The organism is Aureibaculum sp. 2308TA14-22 (assembly GCF_040538665.1).
Taxonomy (GTDB): domain Bacteria; phylum Bacteroidota; class Bacteroidia; order Flavobacteriales; family Flavobacteriaceae; genus Aureibaculum.
The window spans coordinates 1008765-1029291 of sequence record NZ_JBEWXT010000001.1; the positions used below are offsets into that span (position 1 = coordinate 1008765).

13 protein-coding genes are annotated in these 20527 nt (G+C 35.0%); all 13 read left to right on the forward strand.

The genetic code is table 11. From position 1 onward, the window contains the following. The first annotated feature begins 7 nt into the window (after positions 1 to 7). A complete protein-coding gene (locus U5A88_RS04505; RefSeq protein WP_354204152.1) occupies positions 8 to 1012 on the forward strand; it encodes a metallophosphoesterase in 1005 nt (334 codons plus the stop codon). An 18-nt stretch (positions 1013 to 1030) separates the two neighbouring features. After that, entirely contained in the window at positions 1031 to 2488 is a 1458-nt protein-coding gene (locus U5A88_RS04510) for a sulfatase-like hydrolase/transferase (RefSeq protein ID WP_354204154.1), read from the forward strand. Then, positions 2488 to 4584, forward strand: a complete 2097-nt coding sequence (locus U5A88_RS04515; RefSeq protein ID WP_354204155.1) for a GDSL-type esterase/lipase family protein — start codon at positions 2488 to 2490, stop codon at positions 4582 to 4584. Before U5A88_RS04510 ends, U5A88_RS04515 begins: the two co-directional genes overlap by 1 nt. A 14-nt stretch (positions 4585 to 4598) precedes the next feature. Beyond that, positions 4599 to 6023, forward strand: coding sequence for a sialate O-acetylesterase (locus U5A88_RS04520; RefSeq protein ID WP_354204157.1), 1425 nt, complete (start codon positions 4599 to 4601; stop codon positions 6021 to 6023). Positions 6024 to 6025: 2 nt separating this feature from the next. Next, positions 6026 to 8389: a glycoside hydrolase family 95 protein gene (locus U5A88_RS04525; protein ID WP_354204159.1), complete on the forward strand. Its 2364-nt coding sequence runs from the start codon at positions 6026 to 6028 to the stop codon at positions 8387 to 8389. Next, positions 8367 to 9740 carry an alpha-L-fucosidase gene (locus U5A88_RS04530; RefSeq protein WP_354204161.1) on the forward strand — a complete coding sequence of 458 codons (1374 nt, stop codon included), beginning with the start codon at positions 8367 to 8369 and terminating at the stop codon, positions 9738 to 9740. The genes U5A88_RS04525 and U5A88_RS04530 overlap by 23 nt, the downstream gene beginning before the upstream one ends. A gap of 10 nt (positions 9741 to 9750) precedes the next feature. Continuing rightward, positions 9751 to 10662 (forward strand): alkaline phosphatase, encoded by a 912-nt coding sequence (locus U5A88_RS04535; RefSeq protein ID WP_354204162.1) that lies wholly within the window; start codon positions 9751 to 9753, stop codon positions 10660 to 10662. Next, positions 10659 to 12212 (forward strand): sulfatase, encoded by a 1554-nt coding sequence (locus U5A88_RS04540; protein WP_354204164.1) that lies wholly within the window; start codon positions 10659 to 10661, stop codon positions 12210 to 12212. Before U5A88_RS04535 ends, U5A88_RS04540 begins: the two co-directional genes overlap by 4 nt. 3 nt (positions 12213 to 12215) lie before the next feature. Next, on the forward strand, positions 12216 to 14369 hold the full coding sequence (locus U5A88_RS04545) for an alpha-galactosidase (protein WP_354204166.1): 2154 nt from the start codon (positions 12216 to 12218) through the stop codon (positions 14367 to 14369). A 2-nt stretch (positions 14370 to 14371) separates the two neighbouring features. Next, entirely contained in the window at positions 14372 to 16741 is a 2370-nt protein-coding gene (locus U5A88_RS04550) for an alpha-L-fucosidase (RefSeq protein WP_354204167.1), read from the forward strand. Between the two features lie 12 nt (positions 16742 to 16753). Next, positions 16754 to 17917 carry an alpha-hydroxy acid oxidase gene (locus tag U5A88_RS04555; RefSeq protein WP_354204169.1) on the forward strand — a complete coding sequence of 388 codons (1164 nt, stop codon included), beginning with the start codon at positions 16754 to 16756 and terminating at the stop codon, positions 17915 to 17917. 124 nt (positions 17918 to 18041) lie between these two features. Continuing rightward, positions 18042 to 19352: a sugar MFS transporter gene (locus tag U5A88_RS04560; RefSeq protein ID WP_354204171.1), complete on the forward strand. Its 1311-nt coding sequence runs from the start codon at positions 18042 to 18044 to the stop codon at positions 19350 to 19352. A 19-nt stretch (positions 19353 to 19371) separates the two neighbouring features. Further along, positions 19372 to 20463, forward strand: a complete 1092-nt coding sequence (locus U5A88_RS04565; RefSeq protein ID WP_354204173.1) for an acyltransferase family protein — start codon at positions 19372 to 19374, stop codon at positions 20461 to 20463. Positions 20464 to 20527 lie beyond the last annotated feature (64 nt).

The window sequence follows — 20527 nt, forward strand, 5'->3', positions numbered from 1 at the left end:
AATAATTATGAACAAAAATTATGAAGAATCGGAGACTCTAGCTTCAAGCAGAAGAGATTTTTTAAAGTTATCATCATTGGCAGGTGCTGCCATGGTTTTACCCATAAATTTATTTTCATCTAATCTAGGAAGGGGAAACATTGAGATTGGTATTATTGCTGATGTTCATCAAGATGTAATGCATGATGGAGAAAAACGTTTGCAAGCTTTTATTAATGTAGCAAAAAAAAGAAATCCTGATTTTATTATTCAAATGGGAGATTTTTGCCGTCCTTACGATTATAATAAACCATTTTTAAATATTTGGAACGAATTTTTAGGAGAAAAACATCATGTTATTGGAAATCACGATATGGATGGAGGCTTTAGTCGCGACCAAGTGAGGGCGTATTGGAATATGCCATCTAATTACTACTCTTTTGATAAGCAAGGCGTTCATTTCATAATATTAGATGGTAATGATCAAAATCCCAAACCATGGTCTGGTTATAAACGCTACATTGGTAAGGAGCAGCAAGAATGGTTAATTGAAGATTTAAAAAAGACGAACAAACCAACGGTTGTATTTAGTCATCAATCGTTAGAATTAGAAGAAACTGGAGGTGTTGCCAATTTTAAAGAGATACAAGAGATCTTTGAGAATGCAAATAGTAAGGCTGGGTTTAAAAAAGTGATGTGTTGTTTAAGCGGGCATCATCATACCGATTTTATGACAAAAATCAATGATATTTATTATGTACAAATAAATAGTGCATCGTATTATTGGGTTGGTGGTGATTATAAAAGAATTAGGTATAGTACAGCAATTGATAAAACACATGAATATATAAAATACACAATCCCTTACAAAGAGTCTCTTTTTACATTTATGACCATAAAGAATAGTAAAATAATAATTGAGTCTCGAAAAACAGAGTTTGTTGGTCCAGGACCTGATGATTTGGGAATGCCAAAACGACATCCACACGAACCTATTGTGCCAACAATTTCAGGGTTTAAAATGAAATTATAAATAAAAAAACAGAAAGTGATGAAAAAAACAACTTGGTTACTAATAGTCTTTAGCATATGTTTTTTTGGATGTAAAAAGAATGTACAAAATTCTGTAGCTGATGTTGAAATAGCCAAAAAACCAAATATCATTTTTCTTTTTGCTGATGACCAAAGTTATAAAGCTGTAAGAGCTTTAGGTAACAAAGAGATCAAAACGCCTACTATGGATTCATTCGCTGAAAATGGGACAACATTTAACCATGCTTATAATATGGGTGGTTGGAATGGGGCTATATGCTTAGCTTCCAGAGCTATGATTATGAGTGGACGTTCATTATGGCGTGCTCAAGAAATTTCAAAAGAATACAGAAATAAGAAGGAAACTGATAAAACATGGTCTAAGCTTATGGAAAGTGCAGGTTATGAAACTTATATGAGTGGTAAATGGCATATTTCTGCAAAAGCTGATACTATTTTTAATCACGTTGGTCATGTGTTAAGAGGAATGCCTTTTGATACACCAGAAGGATATAATCGTCCAAAGAGTAAAACAGATACAATTTGGCAACCTTGGAAAAAAGAATTTGGTGGCTACTGGAAAGGTGGAAAGCATTGGAGTGAACTTGTTAAAGATGATGCTGTTAGTTTTTTGGACAGTGCTGCAACCAAAGAAAAACCATTTTTTATGTATGTGGCATTCAATGCGCCACATGATCCTAGGCAAGCACCTAAAAAGTATGTAGATATGTACCCTTTGGATAAGGTGGCATTGCCAGATAGTCATTTGCCCGAATATCCCTATGCTGAGGAAATGGGTGCTGGAAAAAAATTGAGAGATGAGCGTCTAGCTCCTTTTCCAAGAACAGAATATGCCGTAAAAGTAAACCGTCAGGAGTATTATGCAATCACAACACATTTAGACGATCAATTGGCACAGATTGTAGCCACATTAAAAAAGAATAACCAATTGGATAACACATATATTTTCTATACAGCAGATCATGGTCTATCTGTTGGGGAACACGGACTTATGGGCAAACAAAATATGTATGATCATAGTATTCGGGTGCCATTAATGGTTGTTGGGCCAGATATTCCAAAAGGGAAAAAGGTTGAAGCTGATGTGTATTTGCAAGATGTTATGGCTTCGGTATTGGAGATTGCAGGAATAGAAAAGCCTGACTATGTAGAATTTCATAGTTTGATGGAATTTGCTCGTGGTGATAGAACCAAAAGTAATTATAATTCAATTTATGGTGCTTATGAAAAAGGTTCTCAACGTATGATTCGGAAAGATGGTTTTAAACTGATTGTTTATCCAAAAATTGAAAAAATACGTTTGTACAATCTCAATAAAGACCCACAAGAACTTAATGATATTGCTGAGAACCCTGCCAATTCAGAAAAAATAAAAAGCCTTTTTTCTGATTTGATTGTATTGCAAAAGCAAATGGGAGATAAACTAGATATACAATCTATTTTTGACAAGTTATAATGAAGAAACAAACTCTTTTTGCCATACTATTTTGTCTATTTGTTTATATAGGACATTCACAAGAACCATTAAAAATTGCCTGTGTGGGTAATAGTATTACCTATGGTTCTGGTGTTGTTAATAGAGAAATGAATGCTTATCCACAGCAATTACAGCATTTATTGGGCGATAAATTTTTGGTAAAAAATTATGGGGTAAGTGGAAGAACATTATTGAAAAAGGGTGATTATCCGTATTGGGAAACTAATGAATATATGGAAGCTCTTGAATTTAATCCTGATATCGTGTTTATTAAATTAGGTACTAATGATAGTAAACTGCAAAACAGAATACATTTAGAAGAATTTGAAAGCAATTACAAGGAATTAATCAATTCCTTTAAGCGACAAAATGAAAATGCGAGAATTATTTTATTACTTCCTGTTCCAGCATTTACAAAGGATACAACGAGTATATGGGATAAACCTATCAAGAATAAAATTATCCCTATTACGCAAAAAGTAGCATACAAAACCAATGTTGAAGTTTTGGATTTGTATCATCTCTTTTTAGATAGGTCTAATTTGTTACCAGATGGAGTACATCCATCAGGTCTAGGAGCAACTGTTATTGCTAAGAGATTGTATGAAGCGATTGTACAAAAGGAAAGTCAGGCAATCGATTTTTCAATTAAAAATGAATTTAGTGAAGTTTCCAATGGGAATTTCTACGGATATAATTTAACCAATTTTAAGTTTAATCAAGTTGATTGTAAGGTAGTAGTGCCAAAAAAGCCAGCGATAGGTAAACCTTGGGTGCTGCGTGCTCGTTTTTGGGGGCATGAGCCACAAACAGATATTGCTTTATTAGAAAGAGGATTTCATATTGCTTATTGTGATGTGGCAAATCTTTACGGAAACAAACAAGCGGTTAAACGATGGAATAAATTTTACAAATTGATGACTAATGCTGGCCTTTCAAAAAAAGTAGTGCTGGAAGGCATGAGTCGTGGAGGATTAATAGTTTACAATTGGGCGGTTAAAAACTCTGAAAAGGTTGCTGGTATTTACGCTGATGCTCCCGTATTGGATGGTAAAAGTTGGCCAAAAAAGCGTAGCAACGTTGATTGGGAAAAGTTCAAAAAGGCTTATGGACTTAAAAATCATTCGGATGTAGATACTTTTAAAGGTAATCCTATTCATAAAATAAATCAAATAGCTAAGGCAGGTTTCCCGATGCTGCACGTTGTAGGAGAGGCCGATAAAGTAGTACCCATTTCTGAAAATACAGTTCCCTTTGAAAATGGAATTAAGACTTCCGGTGGAAATATTAAGGTTATCTACAAACCCAACAATGGGCATCACCCACATAGTTTAAAAAACCCAACTCCCATTGTAGATTTTATATTGAGGGCAACTGGACAAAAAGTAAATTTTGCAGTAGTTCCATCTCCATCAGCAGAATTTCGTTCCGCTGCAGGTTGGGTCAAAGGCAAAGGTTGGTGGGCACAAGCAAATGATATTGATTCGCTCTGCCAAAATTCAGGAAAAGTAGATTTATTGTTAATGGGTAATTCTATTACTCAAGGTTGGGGCGGAAATAGACCTAATGTTACCCATTATCCAGGGAAGAAAGCAGTGGAGACTTATTTTGAAGATTTAAAAATAGTTGGGGCTGGTATTTCAGGAGATAGAACACAACATATTTTATGGCGATTGCAAAATGGCAACTATGAAAAGGCTAATCCAACCATTGTTGTTTTAGCTATTGGGGTAAATAATTTTGGAGACAATACGGCATCTGAAATTGTTGTTGGGATAAAGAATGTAATGCATTTGGCACGTGAAAAGTTTAAATCCAAAACTAAAATTTTGCTTTTGGGGCCTTTGCCAACTGGAATTGACCCAAAATCGGATAGAAGAAAAAAATATAATGATATTCATAAAGCGTTGAGTAATTTAAAAATGCCAAATAATGTCAGTTACCATAATCTTATTTCTTTATTCACTGATGATAAGGGATTTTTAAAAGAAGAATATTATTCAGGTGACGGTATTCATTTAAAACCTGAAGGTTACAACGTTTGGGGAAAATACCTAAGAGAAATTATAAAATAATAAAATAGAGTCTTATGAAAAAAATAGTCTTATTAATCATCACAATCTTCTTTTTTAATCAAGCTTTTGCAGAGATATGGTTGCCATCAATCTTATCAGATAATATGGTGTTGCAACAACAATCTGAAGTTACTATTTGGGGTTGGACTACCAATGCAAATGAAAAGCTAAGCATCACTCCATCTTGGGATAATAATTCTGTAGAAATTCAAGCCTATCAGGGCAAGTGGAAAGGAACGTTGACAACTCCAAAAGCAGGAGGGGTTTATACTATAACTATCAAGGGACATGAAGAAATAATAATAAAAAATGTGCTGATTGGCGAAGTTTGGTTAGGCTCTGGGCAATCCAATATGCAATGGACGCCATCACAAGGTCTTGTGAATGCTGAAAATGAAATTAAAAATGCCAGCTATCCTGAAATTCGTTTCTTTCAAGTAGTAAGGCATACCGCATTAACACCACAAGAAACTACTAGGGGCAAGTGGTTGGTTTGTTCTCCAGAAACTATGAAAAATTTTAGCTCGGTCGCCTATTTTTTTGGCAGGAAATTACATAAGGATTTATCAGTGCCTGTAGGTTTAATCAGTAGTAATTGGGGAGGTACACCAGTTGAAACTTGGATTAAGGAAGAATTGATTATTGAAGATGTTAAATTAAATAAGGCAGCAAAAAAAATACAAAGCAATCCTTGGCGACCAAATAAACCGGGATATGCTTATAATGCAATGATCTACCCATTGTTAAACTTTAATATAGCTGGTGTTATCTGGTATCAGGGAGAATCAAACACTGCTAATGCACTTTCGTATTATAAATCTTTTCCCTTATTAATTAACTCTTGGAGAAAAGCATTTGCTAAGGATTTTTCATTTTATTTCGTTCAAATTGCTCCATTCAATTATGGGAATCCACAAGGTGTTGATGCCGCTGTGGTTAGAGATGCTCAATTAAAAACAATGTTAACTGTACCTAAAACAGGTATGGTAGTGGTTAACGATATAGGAAATTTAGAAAATATTCATCCAACTAATAAACAAGATGTAGGTAAACGATTAGCCTTGTGGGCATTGGCAAAAGACTATGGTAAGAGTAATCAAGTTTATAGCGGACCAATTTATAAATCTATGGAAATCAAAAAACGAAAAATTATGTTGCATTTTGATCATATAGGCAGTGGATTAATGCAATCCCGAAAGCTTTCTGGAGGAAAGAACTTGAAAGAGTTTTATATCGCAGGTGAAGATCAAAAATTTTATCCTGCCAAGGCAAAAATTGTTGGGAATTCAGTAGTAGTTACATCTAAAAAAGTAAAAAAACCTGTGGTAGTTCGGTTTGCTTTTACCAATGCTGCGTTACCAAATTTATTTAATAAAGAGGGCTTACCAGCTTCAGCTTTTAGAACAGATGATTGGGAATTGAATTTAAAATCAAAATAATTATGCAGTTAACAAAGTCGCTTTTTTTTATACTGATCGTAACCTTTATAACCTCTTGCGAAAAGAAGCAAATTGAGCAGCCAACTTCAGAAATATGGTATACTAAACCTACTGCACAATGGATGGAAGCTTTGCCTGTTGGTAATGGTCGTTTAGGAGCGATGGTATTTGGAAATCCAAATCACGAACGTATTCAGTTAAACGAAGATTCCCTTTGGGCTGGTGGGCCAGATTGGGGGAATTCTAAAGGCAATAAAAATGATTTAGAAGAAATTCGACAGCTTTTAAAAGACGGCAAAGCCCATGAAGTTGATAAATTAATTGTTGATAAATTCTCTTATAAATCTATTGTGAGGTCACATCAAACCATGGGCGACTTGTATATCAATTTTATGAATGAAAATGAAGTTACTAATTATAGGCGATCACTAAATTTTGACAATGCCTTGGCAAAAACCACGTACAGTATAGATGGTCATCAATTTAGTCAAAAAGTATTTGCTTCCAACCCAGATGAGGTGTTGGTTATTCAGTTAAAAACTACGAATCCTGATGGGATAGATTTTTCATTAAAAATGAATCGCCCTCAAGATAAAGGTCATGAAACAGTAATCGTAAACAATCCTTCCGAAAATGAAATCAGCATGAAAGGTATGGTAACCCAATATGGTGGTAAAAAGTTTTCAGAACCTTTTCCAATAGACTACGGAGTAAAATTTGAAACACGTCTAAAGGTTATAAATAATTCAGGAGAGGTAAGTGCTGAAAATGGAATGTTGAAATTAAATGATGTTAAAGAAGCTACGATTTACTTGGTAGCCAATACGTCATTTTATCATGACAATTTTGAGGATAAAAACACAAAAACGTTAGCTAAGGTTGCTCAAAAATCATTCAATGATTTGTTTGAAACACACAAAAAGGATCATCAAGAATTATATAATCGTGTTGATTTAAAATTAGGAGATAGTGCGTTAGACAGTTTGCCAACTGATGTGCGTTTGCAACGTATAAAGGACGGGAACGATGATCCTGATTTAGCAGCTAAATTATTTCAATATGGACGTTACCTGTTGATTGCTTCTTCTCGTGAAGGTACTAACCCTGCTAATTTACAAGGGTTGTGGAACGAGCATATAGAAGCCCCTTGGAATGCAGACTATCATTTAAATATCAATTTGCAAATGAATTATTGGCCGGCTGAGGTGACGAATTTAAGTGAGTTGCATGCACCTTTTTTTAATTTTATGGATAGAGTGGTTGAACGTGGAAAAGTTACTGCAAAAAATCAGTATGGTATTGAAAGAGGTTCTGTGGTGCATCACACTACTGATTTATGGGCAACACCTTGGATGCGGGCTGAGCAAGCCTATTGGGGATCTTGGATTCATGGAGGCGGTTGGTCAGCACAGCATTATTGGGAACGTTACCAATTTACTGAGGACAAAGAATTTTTAAAAAATAGAACGTATCCAATATTAAAAAGTTTATCTGAATTTTATTTAGATTGGTTAGTTTGGGATGAAAAGAGTGAAACTTGGGTTTCTAGCCCCGAAACTTCTCCTGAAAATTCTTATTTGGCAAATGATGGTAAGCCTGCTGCAGTTTCCTTTGGAAGTGCTATGGGGCATCAAATTATTAGTGAAGTTTTCGATAATACGATTGAATCGGCCAAAATTTTAGGCATAAACGATGCGTTTGTGAATGAGGTAAAAACCAAAAGAGACAAACTCCATCCTGGCGTTGTTGTAGGCAAAGATGGGCGGATATTAGAATGGAACGAACCTTATGAAGAGCCAGAGAAAGGACATAGGCATATGTCACACCTATATGCCTTACATCCCGGAGATGATATTACTGAAAGTAAAAAAGATGAATTTGACGCTGCTCAAAAAACAATTGATTACCGTTTGCAACACGGTGGTGCCGGTACAGGTTGGAGTAGGGCTTGGATGATAAACCTGAATGCAAGATTATTGGATGCAAAATCTGCTGAAGAAAATATTACTAAATTTATGCAGATTTCTGTTGCTAATAATCTGTTTGATGAGCATCCACCATTTCAAATTGATGGTAATTTTGGTTATACGGCTGCGGTTGCTGAATTGTTGTTGCAATCGCACGAAGGTTTTTTAAGGATTTTACCTGCATTGCCCAACAATTGGCAAACTGGTAAAATAAAGGGACTAAAGGCTAGAGGAAATATTGAAGTTGATATAGCTTGGGATAAAGGCAAATTAGAACAATTGACACTGGCATCGGTAGCTGATAAAACAGTAAGAATTAAGTATAAGAATAGAGAAGTTGAAATAAAATTGACAAAAAATAAAAAAACAATAGTAAATGAAAATCTTGAAGAAATATAAAAGAACTGGTCTAATATTTAAAAAAATAATTCTATTTATTTTCTTATTGTCATTTGCGTTTTCATGGTCTCAAAACGTTGATTCTGTAAAAGTTAATGATGAAAAAATGCAATGGTTTAAAGATGCCAAATTGGGTATTTTTATCCATTGGGGTTTATACGGTGTAAATGGTATTGATGAATCATGGTCTTTTTTTAACGGATATATTTCACATAAAGACTACCTAAAACAAACAAAAGGGTTCACCGCTAAAAATTATGACCCTAAAGCATGGACAGCATTAATAAAAAATAGCGGGGCAAAATATTCTGTAATTACTTCAAAACACCATGACGGATTTGCTTTATGGAATTCGAAACATGGAAATTTTAACGCTGTAAAGGGAGCAGCATCTAAAAAAGATGTATTGACTCCTTTTGTTAATGCTCTTAGAAAAAACAAGTTAAAAGTAGGAATTTATTATTCACTTCCCGATTGGTCTTACAACGATTACACTCATTTTACGCGAGATTCTATCCGTTATAAAATTAAAGATGAACCTAAAAGATGGGAAAAGTTTCTAAATTATTATCAGGGTCAATTAAAGGAACTTTCTGATAATTACAATCCAGATTTATATTGGTTCGATGGAGATTGGGAACACAATTCTGATGAGTGGCAAGCACCAAAAGTGAGGAAAATGCTGTTGGAGAGAAACCCGAATACTATTTTAAATTCACGGCTTAATAATCAAGGAGATTATGCCACACCGGAACAAGGCATGCCCATTACCAGACCAAAAAACAACTATTGGGAACTATGTATGACAATGAACGATTCTTGGGGGTATCAAAAGAACGACCATAATTATAAAACAACTGATCAGATTATAGGAATTTTTGCTGACGTTATTGGAAATGGAGGTAATTTGTTATTAGATATTGGACCTAAAGGCGACGGTACAATCCCAAAAGAACAAGTGGAAGTTTTAGAAGGTTTAGGCAGATGGACAAATAAGCACAAAGAAGCTATTTATGGTACGGTAGCTGGTATTCCCAAAGAACATTTTTATGGGCCAACTACCTTATCAAAAGACAAAACGATGCTGTATTTATTTGTAAAAGGAGACCCAAAAGGTGATGTGGTTATACGCGGCTTAAAAAATAAAATAAATCGCATTTGGGTGGTGGGAGAAGGCACAAAGTTATCCCACAAAGTGATTAGTAAAGTGTATTGGAGCCATTATCCAGGCATAACCTATATTGATGTTCCCGAGTATGTCTTAGATAAAAACATGACCGTTTTAGCCGTTTTATTGGATGGTAAAGTTAATCTTTATCGTGAAGATGGTGCAGTAATCGAAAGTAATTAAGAACTAAAAAATGAGAAAATCCTATTTATATTTAGCGTTGATATTGCTGGTATTTTTGACTGCCTGCAAATCTAAAAAGGTTGAAGCCAATACTTCACAAGTCATTGTTAAACACGTTATTCTCATTGGTTCTGATGGTTTTGGGGCTTATGCCTTTGATAAAGCGAAAGTACCTAATTTAAGGATGATGATGAATAAAGGTTCATACTCACTAAAAGCAAGGTCAGTTTTACCATCTTCCAGTGCGGTCAATTGGGCATCGATGATTATGGGCTCGGGTCCTGAGTTACACGGTTATACTGAATGGGGTAGTAAAACTCCCGAATTGCCATCGCGAATTATAGAAAAAGACAGTATGTACCCTACAATATTTAGTTTGATTGACAAGCAACTACCAAATTCAAAAATGGGTGTTTCTTATACTTGGGGTGGCATTGGATATTTGTTTGAAAAAAGTATTGTTGACTTGAATTATAATGGTACTTCAGATAAAAAAACTATAGAAAAAGCCTTGGATTTCTTTTTAAAAGAAAAACCTGTCTTAACTTTTATTCACTTAACACATCCTGATAATGAAGGCCATGAAATAGGCCACGATACTCCTGAATATTATACTGCTGTGGAGAAAATTGACAGTCAGATAGGCGGTATTATCAATACCTTAAAAGATAATAATATGATGGATAATACCGTGATTATTTTTAGTTCCGACCATGGCGGAGTGGGCAAAGGACATGGTGGTAAAACCTTACTAGAAGTTGAAATACCATGGATTATATATGGTAAAAATATTTTAAACAAAGGAAAATTGGAAACGAGTATTGTAACCTATGATACCGCTCCGACTATTGCCTATTTATTAGGATTAAAGGCACCAGATTTTTGGAGAGGAAAACCCGTTAAAGAAGTAGTAAAACAATGAAAAGAACGAATACAATTTGCTTGATTTTTAGTCTGTTGTTGATTGTCAATTGTAAATCAAAAGACAAGCAAGAGGAGGAAACCAATGAAACAACCCAACCCAATATTGTACTTTTTTTAGTTGATGATATGGGCTGGCAAGATACTTCTGTTCCGTTTTGGGATAAACGCACACCCTTTAACGATCTCTATCAAACTCCAAATATGGAACGTTTGGCAAGTGAGGGTATGAAATTTACCCAAGCTTACGCTACAGCAGTCTGTTCACCAACACGTATAAGTTTAATGACAGGAATGAATGCCGCCAGACATCAAGTAACCAATTGGACATTGAGGAAAGATGCACTGCAACCTATGGAAACCAATCATAAAACGTTATCATTTCCAAAATGGAACGTTAATGGTTTGAGTCCTGTGGCAGGAGATGAAAACGCTATCCATGCAACATCTTTACCACAGCTATTAAAGGATGCAGGTTATTTTACAATTCATTCAGGGAAAGCTCATCTAGGAGCTATTGGCACTCTAGGAGAAAACCCTCTAAATTTAGGTTTTGATGTAAATATAGCAGGTCATGCCGCTGGTGCACCTGAAAGCTATCTAGGAATGGAAAATTTTGGGAATGGCAAAAAGGGAAAAGCTGTTTGGGCAGTTCCAGGACTAGAAAAGTATCATGGCAAAGATATATTTTTGACAGAAGCAATTACGTTAGAAGCAAAATTGGCTATTGATAAAGCTCAAGAGAAAAAGAAACCTTTCTTTTTATATATGTCACATTATGCTGTACATACACCACTTTATGGTGATGATAGATTTGTACAAAAATACTTGGATGTTAACCTTGACCCAAAGGAAGCCAAATATGCCTCTATGATTGAGGGGATGGATAAAAGTCTGGGTGATATTATGGATTATTTGGAAGAAAATAAGCTAGACAAAAATACGATAATCTTATTTATGTCAGATAATGGTGGACTTAGTGTTCACGCTAGAGGAGGGAAACCCAATACCCATAACAAACCATTAAGTAGTGGAAAAGGCTCTGCCCATGAAGGTGGTATAAGAGAGCCAATGCTAGTAAAATGGCCAGGAAAAGTAGCTCCTAATTCTGTTACAGATAAAAAAGTAATTATAGAAGATTTTTATACAACCATAATAGAAATGGCAGGTATTTCTAACCCTAAGACTATTCAAACCATTGATGGAGTTAGTTTTGTGCCGATTCTGGAGAATAAACCTCTGGAAAATGAGAACAGACCCTTATTTTGGCACTATCCGAACGAATGGGGGCCATCTGGACCTGGAATAGGAGCAAGCAGTACGGTTCGGTTAGGCGATTGGAAATTGATTTATTTTTATAGAAATCAGAAAATTGAACTTTACAATATTACTGAAGATATAGGTGAGTTGAATAATTTGGTGGATAAAGATCCTGAAAAGACCAAAGAATTGGCTGATGTTTTGACTGATTATCTGAAAGAAGTAAATGCTCAAATTCCTACGGATAAGGAAACAGGAAAACACATTTCGTATCCAAATCAAACACTATAAATTATGAAGTCTATTTTAAAATTATCGATCTTTTTATGTACCATTTTATTACTGAGTTTTACTCTTATAACAGAAAAAGCCAATGACTGGCTAATTGACAATACCGTTTATGAGGCTCAAGTTTTTAATAAAGGAAAGGACATTGTGTTAACCAATGGTTTGGTAACTAGAAAAATAAGAATGAGCCCCAATGCTGCTACTGTTGAATTTAAAAATGAAGATACAGGTGAAACCATGTTACGAAGTATTAAACCAGAAGCCGAAGTTACTATTGATGGACAAACGTATTCGGTGGGAGGATTAACAGGACTTAAAGAACACGGCTACTTAAAAAATGAATGGCTAGATGACTTAGAAACGGATGAAAGTGCTTTTCAATTTAAAGATTATACGGATAGTCCTATTGACAGAAAAATAAAATGGAGCAAGAACAAAGAATTTAATTTAGCAACAAAAGGCTATGCTACTGGTAGAGAAATTGTAATGGAGTTTAGGCATAAATCACCCGAACTAAAAAAAATCAAGGTTTTTGTCCATTATGAAATTTATAATGGAGTACCCTTAATTTCGAAATGGATAACTATTGAAAATAATAGTGACAAGGCTATAAAAATCGATGGATTTAAAAATGAAATTTTGGCTTTTCCTGAACCAGAGAATCCTGTAGATAAGCCTGAACAGTGGTTGCGACCCAATATGCATGTAGAAAGTGATTATGCTTTTGGTGGATTTTCAGCGGGATCGGCAAATCATACCATTTTTTATGAAAAAGATCCTGAATATACTTCACAAGTAAATTGGAAAATGGAAACGCCTTGTTTGCTGGAAAGTAAGTTGAAAGTAGGGCCAGCTCAAGTATTACAACCCAAGGAAAGTTTTGAAAGTTTTCATACCTATGAATTAATGTTAGATGGAACAGATAGGGAAAGAAACTCATTAAGCAAACGTAAAATGTATCGTTTGTTAGCTCCATGGTCAACTGAAAACCCAATTTTTATGCACTTGACTAGTACGGATTCTACAGAAGTAATTTCAGCCATAGACCAATGCAAAGAAACGGGATATGAAATGGTAATCTTAAGTTTTGGAAGTGGTTTGAATATGGAAGATACCACCGCGGTGAACATTCAAAAATTTAAAAATTTAGCGGATTATGCACATAGTCAAGGTATTGAATTGGGAGGGTACTCGCTTTTTTCAAGTAGAAAAATTAGTGATGATGTAGATGTGATTGACAAAAATACTGGTAAACCAGGTGGGGCAAAATTTGGAAATGCACCGTGTTTGGCAAGTGAATGGGGACATAGTTATTTGGAAAAATTAAAATACTTTTTTGACAAAACAGGTTTCGACTTATTAGAGCATGATGGTCCATACCCTGGTGATTTTTGTGCATCTACAACTCATAAATACCATAAAGGTCATGAGGATTCGCAATGGGTGCAATGGAAAATGACAACTGATTTTTATCACTGGTTAAAGGACAAAAGGATTTACTTAAATGCACCAGACTTTTATTATTTAAAGGGTTCTAACAAATGTGGTATTGGTTATAGAGAAGTGAACTGGTCTTTGCCAAGAGAACAGCAAATTATGTTAGGTCGTCAAAATATTTACGATGGTACTTGGGAAAAGACACCATCCATGGCATGGACATTCGTGCCCTTGACGGAATATCACGGGGGAGGTGCTGAAGCTACTTTAGAACCTTTGAACAAACATTTGGATGCTTATGAAGCACATATGGCACAGAATTACGGATCGGGCGTACAAGCTTGTTATCGCGGACCACGATTGTATGATACACAAAAGACCAAAGAATTGGTAATTGAACAGATAGATCATTATAAAAAGTATAGGGAAATTCTTAATTCGGATATTATCCATATTAGAAGACCAGATGGTAGGTCTTGGGACGGGTTTTTACATGCAAATCCTGATACTAAAGAAAAAGGATTTTTGATGTTGTTCAATCCAACTAAAAATACTATTGAGGAGGAAATCAAAGTCCCATTATATTACACAGGATTAACTGATATTGCTCTAATCTCAGATAGAGGAAAAAAAGAAAGAAAGTTTGAGTTAAACAGAAATTTTGAAGTAGAACTAAAAGTTAAGATTCCAGCAAATGGATACACTTGGTTTGTAATAAAATAGAAATGAAAAACTACTTATTCTTTTTTTGTTGCTTTTTTCTTTTGGCTGTTGCAGCACAAAAAAGAGATGATTTATATCTATACGATCGTTTTCAACCGGTAAAGGAAGAAAACATTTTTAATACTCCAAATTACTACAATTGGGGCGGTTCAATTATAAAAGATAAAATAGGAAAATACCATCTTTTTTATTCACGCTGGAAAAAAGAGTATGGATTTTTGGGTTGGTTAACCCATTCAGAAATAGCTCATGCTACTGCAAAAAAACCTACAGGACCTTGGAGATATAAAGAAACAGTTTTAAAAGGAAGAGGTGAAGAGTTTTGGGATGCCATTACGGCTCATAATCCAAAAATAAAATATTTTGAAGGGAAATATTACCTGTATTATATAAGTACACATCTTGGAGGAAAAACCTACACGGAACAAGACTTGATTGAGACTGCCAAAACAGGGTATAGTCACGCTAATTGGAAAGTTTTAAGACCCAATCAGCGTACGGGAGTTGTTGTTTCAAATTCTTTAAATGGTTCATGGACGAGACAAGATAAACCTTTAATTGAACCGAGCGGTCCAATTACAACACTTACAGTAAATCCTGCAATTGACAGAGGTAAAGATGGTAAGTATTATTTAATTGTAAAAGGGGATAAACCTAACGAAACTCGATTTATCAGAAACCAAGCGGTGGCTATGTCTGATAACCCCGCTAGCGGTTTTATAATTCAAGACAAGCCTGTAATTGACTATTTAGATACTGAAGATATGTCTATTTGGTACGATAAAAATAGAGACCGTTTTTATGGTGTTTTTCATGCTCATAATTTTATTGGTTTAGTAACTTCCAAAAATGGATTTGATTGGGAAAAAGCCACTGAATATGTTCTTAAATTGAAAGAAATTGAAAAAAAAGATGGGTCTATAATTGAGCCTGATAGAATGGAACGTCCATTTGTTTATCATGAAAATGGGGAACCCATTCTACTCATGGTCGCGGTAAAAAAAGGAGACGAATCGTATTCGGTTTTTATTCCAATAGAAAAAAAAGAAGATCCTAAACCTAACAAACGGCAATTGGCGTGGCAAGAAGCTGAATTAGGCGTGGTTTTTCATTACGATTTGCATGTTTTTGATGGTAAAAAATACGGACAAGGTAATAATCGTATTGATCCAGTTGATGATTACCAGATATTTAATCCCACAAAATTAGATACAGATCAATGGGTAAAAGCAGCTAAAGATGCGGGTGCTAATTTTGCTATCATAACAGCAACACATGAAACAGGATTTGCATTGTTTCAATCTGATGTTAATCCGTATAGTGTTAAAGCTTTAAAATGGCGTGATGGTAAAGGTGATGTTGTTGCCGACTTTGTAGCAAGTTGCAGAAAGTACGGTATTAAACCAGGTATTTATTTGGGAATCAGATGGAATTCTTTTATGGGTGTGCATGATTTTAAAGTTAATGGAGAAGGAGAGTTTAGAGAGCAACGTCAAAAATGGTACAATAAAATGGTAGAGGGTATGGTCAAGGAAATATGTACTAATTATGGCGAGTTATTTGAGATTTGGTTTGATGGTGGAGCTGATCATCCTAAAAATGGAGCACCAGACGTATTACCAATTGTTAGGAAGTATCAACCTAATTGCCTTTTTTATCATAATGGGCAATTAGCTGAAGCCCGTTGGGGAGGTTCGGAATCTGGTACTGTGGGTTACCCCAATTGGTCCACGTTTCCTTATCGAGCAACAGGAGCTGGTGAAAGTGCAAGAAGAAATATTGCAAAGGATAATTTTAAATTATTAAAACATGGTGATAAAAATGGTCAATATTGGGTGCCTACCATGGCCGATGCTCCGTTAAGGGGTTATAACGGACGCCACGAATGGTTTTGGGAACCTGGAGATGAGGCTCATATTTTTCCACTAGAAAACTTGATGGAAATGTACTACAAATCCGTTGGGCGAAACTCTACATTAATTATGGGACTTACGCCAAATCCTGATGGTTTATTACCTGAATCTGATGTACAACGTTTAAAAGAGTGGGGAGATGAAATTAATAGACGTTTTTTAGAACCTATTGCAACAACTTCTGGCGAAGGCAATACCATTGAATTAAAACTTGGAGCACCTACAACGATTAATCATGTTATAATTCAAGAGGATATTCAATTTGGTGAACGCATTAGAAAATATGAACTTGAAGTTAAAGTAAATGGTAAGTGGATTGTAATCTCTAAAGGAGAAAGTGTTGGTCATAAAAGAATTGAAAAATTTGATAATATAAAGGTAAGTCGAATTCGGCTGAAAGTATTAGCTTCTGATAAAAAACCTAAAGTTAAAAATTTTAGCGTTTATTCGGTAGAATAATTCTATTAAAATATGAGCAAGAATAAAAAAGAAATAAAATTTGATTCCAATTATCCCTCCATAGATGATTTGCGAGCAAAATCAAAAAAACGTATTCCAAAATTTGCTTTTGAATATTTAGATGGTGGTTGCAATGAAGATGTTAATCTACATAAAAATACAGATGAAATTCGTCAAGTAGAATTGTTGCCATATTATTTAAGCAAGCACAAAGGGTCTAGTATGCAAACCGAATTGTTTGGTCATGTTTATGATGCTCCTTTTGGCATTGCTCCTGTTGGACTGCAAGGTTTAATGTGGCCCAATTCCCCTGAAATTTTAGCAAAAGCAGCTTTTGAACATAATATTCCTTTTGTGTTGAGTACGGTAACTACATCAAGTATAGAGCGGATTGCTGAAATTACTGAAGGCAATGCTTGGTTTCAATTGTATCATCCCACCAAAAACAGATTAAGAGATGATATTATAAAACGTGCTGAGGTAGCAGGATGTCCCGTATTGGTTATTCTGTGTGATGTGCCAACATTTGGATTTAGGCCTAGAGATATTAGAAACGGACTAGCAATGCCACCTAAAATGTCGATTAAAAATATACTGCAAGTGTTGGGTAAGCCTAAATGGGCACTAGAAACTTTACGACATGGGCAACCAAATTTTGAAGTTTTAAAACCCTATATGCCTAAAGGTTTGGATTTGGCACAATTGGGAAAATTCATGGATGAGACTTTTTCAGGAAGATTAAACGAAGAAAAAATAAAACCCATCCGTGATATGTGGAAAGGAAAGTTGGTCTTAAAAGGTGTAGCCAATGAAGCGGATGCAGAAAAAGCAATACGATTAGGATTAGACGGAATTATAGTTTCTAACCATGGAGGAAGACAGTTAGATGCAGGAGAATCAACTATAAAACCGTTGACTAGAATTGTACAAAAATATGGAGATAAGATTACCGTAATGATGGATAGTGGTCTCCGTTCAGGGCCAGATATTGCCAGAACGATGGCGAGTGGAGCAAAGTTCACTTTTATGGGTCGTTCTTTTATGTATGGTGTTTCTGCATTGGGGAAAAACGGTGGCGACCACACAATTTCATTATTAAAAACGGAATTGCAACAAGTTATGGAGCAGATTTGTTGTGAGCAGGTTACAGATTTTTCTAACCATTTAATCAAATAATAATTTAATAGCTTATAATCTTTCATTCAGCGTTATTCAATTGTTAATTGCAGAAAATTATAGAATGTAAAAAATATATTTAGTACATTACCGTCCATTTTAAAAAAAATTAAAACATTAACTTATGTCAACCAAAAGCAATAATAATGTAGTAGCCATTTCAATTATAGCCGGATTATTCTTCATTTTCGGTTTTGTAACTTGGATTAACGGAGCCTTAATTCCGTTTATGAAAACCATAAATGAATTAACTGAAGCACAATCTTATTGGGTAGCATCGGCATCATATATTTCTTTTGTAGTCATGGCATTACCAGCATCTTATGTGTTGAGAAAAGTTGGATATAGAAAAGGAATGTCCATTGGTTTAATTATCATGGCTTTAGGAGCATTGGTGTTCATCCCCGCGGCAGAGGCCAGGACATATTGGGTATTTTTAACAGGTATTTTTATTCAAGGTACAGGGATGACGTTGTTACAAACGGCAGCAAACCCTTACATTACTATTTTAGGACCTATAGAAAGTGGAGCTAAACGAATTGCTATTATGGGTATTGCCAATAAGGTGGCAGGAGCACTTGGTTCTTTAATTTTTGGAGCATTATTATTGTCAGGTATTGACGAGGTAAAAGAAAAGGTAAAAGTGGTTTCTGATGAAGAAAAGTCACAATTATTACAAACTATGGCTGATAGTGTGGTAACGCCTTATATTGCCATGGCAGTTGTATTATTTGTTTTAGGGATTTTAATTTTAAAAGCTCCTTTACCACATGTTGAGGAGGAGGCTGAAGAAGAATTAAAAGAGGGTGAAACGGCTAAAACCAGTATTCTACAGTTTCCGCATTTATGGCTAGGCGTATTGACGTTGTTTGTTTATGTTGGAGCAGAAGTAATTGCTGGAGATACCATTATTGCCTATGGAATATCCTTAGGTTTTCCTGGTGAAGAGGCTAAGTTTTTCACATCTTATACACTAATGGCCATGGTAGCTGCCTATGCATTAGGTGTATTTTTAATACCAAAATACATGAGTCAAAGTTTAGCATTGCGAATTAGTGCAGTATTAGGAATTATTTTTTCCATATGTATATTATCAACTGAAGGTTTTACTTCTGTTGTTTTTATTGCTGCTCTTGGTTTTGCTAACGCTTTGGTATGGCCTGCAGTTTGGCCTTTAACGTTAAAAGGTTTGGGTAAGTTTACAAAAACAGCATCGGCTTTACTAATAATGGCTATCTCAGGAGGTGCAATTATTCCACCATTATATGGTAGAATGGTTGATACAGGTAAACACGAATTGATTGCTAATGGTGTTGCTGAAGCTGAAGCAGCCGCAACAGCTGCCAATGGTAGCTATTGGATTTTGTTACCTTGTTATGCAATTATATTGTACTATGCTATTTGGGGTCATAAGCTAGGATTAAAGAAAAAGTAATCTTTTAAGTTTTTTGGTAATGAAAAACAGGGTTGAATCTGTCGATATTCTTAGGGGTTTAACCATTGTCGCAATGATTTTGGTTAATAATCCAGGTAGTTGGGGAAGCGTTTATGCTCCATTATTGCATGCCGAATGGCACGGATTAACACCAACAGATTTAATTTTTCCTTTCTTTTTATTTATCGTAGGCATTTCAATTTCATACGCCTATAAAAACAAAGCAAATGTAGGGTCAACCTATAAAAAGGTTACTATTCGCAGTTTAAAATTAATAGGCTTAGGACTATTTTTGGGATGGTTTTTACCGTATTGGCCTTTCTTTAAGGATTTTGAAGCCCTACGTTTCCCGGGAGTATTACAACGAATTGGAGTTGTGTTTTTTATATCGGCAGTCTTATTTCTTAATTTTAATTGGAAACAATTACTAGGTATAGGGATAACAATTTTGGTAGGCTATTGGTTGTTTTTAGGTTTTATTCCGTTACCAGATGGATCTACTCCAACTTTAGACAGAGCACCTAATAATTGGGCTAATTATATTGATTTAAATGTTTTAGGTAATCACATGTGGAAAGACGATTATGACCCCGAAGGTTTACTGAGTACCTTGCCTGCAATTGCCACATGTATTTCTGGAATATTGATAGGTAAAGTTTTAGCATTTAAAGAACTCAGAAAAACCAAAAGTTTATTGATTATTGGGTCAATATTATTGCTTTCAGGTTACTTTTGGAGCAGTTGGTTTCCGCTAAACAAAGCCATTTGGAGTAGTAGCTTTGTTTTAGTAACAAGTGGCTGGGCTACAATCATTTTAGCTTTAGTTTATTATGTTACCGATGTAAAAAAAATTAAGACAGGAACTATCTTCAAATATGTCGGTATGAATGCCATTACTATATTTTTCTTGTCAGGATTTATCGCTAAAACTTTCGGACTTATAAAAGTAAATGAGAACCAAAGTGTTCATTTTTGGTTGTACCAAACATTTTATACAAGTTGGATTCCAACTGATAAATTAGCCTCCCTGTTATATGCATTAACGGTTGTAGCGTTCTTTTTAACTTTAGGCTATGTTATGTACAAGAAAAAGATTTTTATTAAAGTTTAATGATGTAATTAATTCTAGAGATAACGACTAAGTTAGCTCCATTCAAATAATTTAAACCTAAACC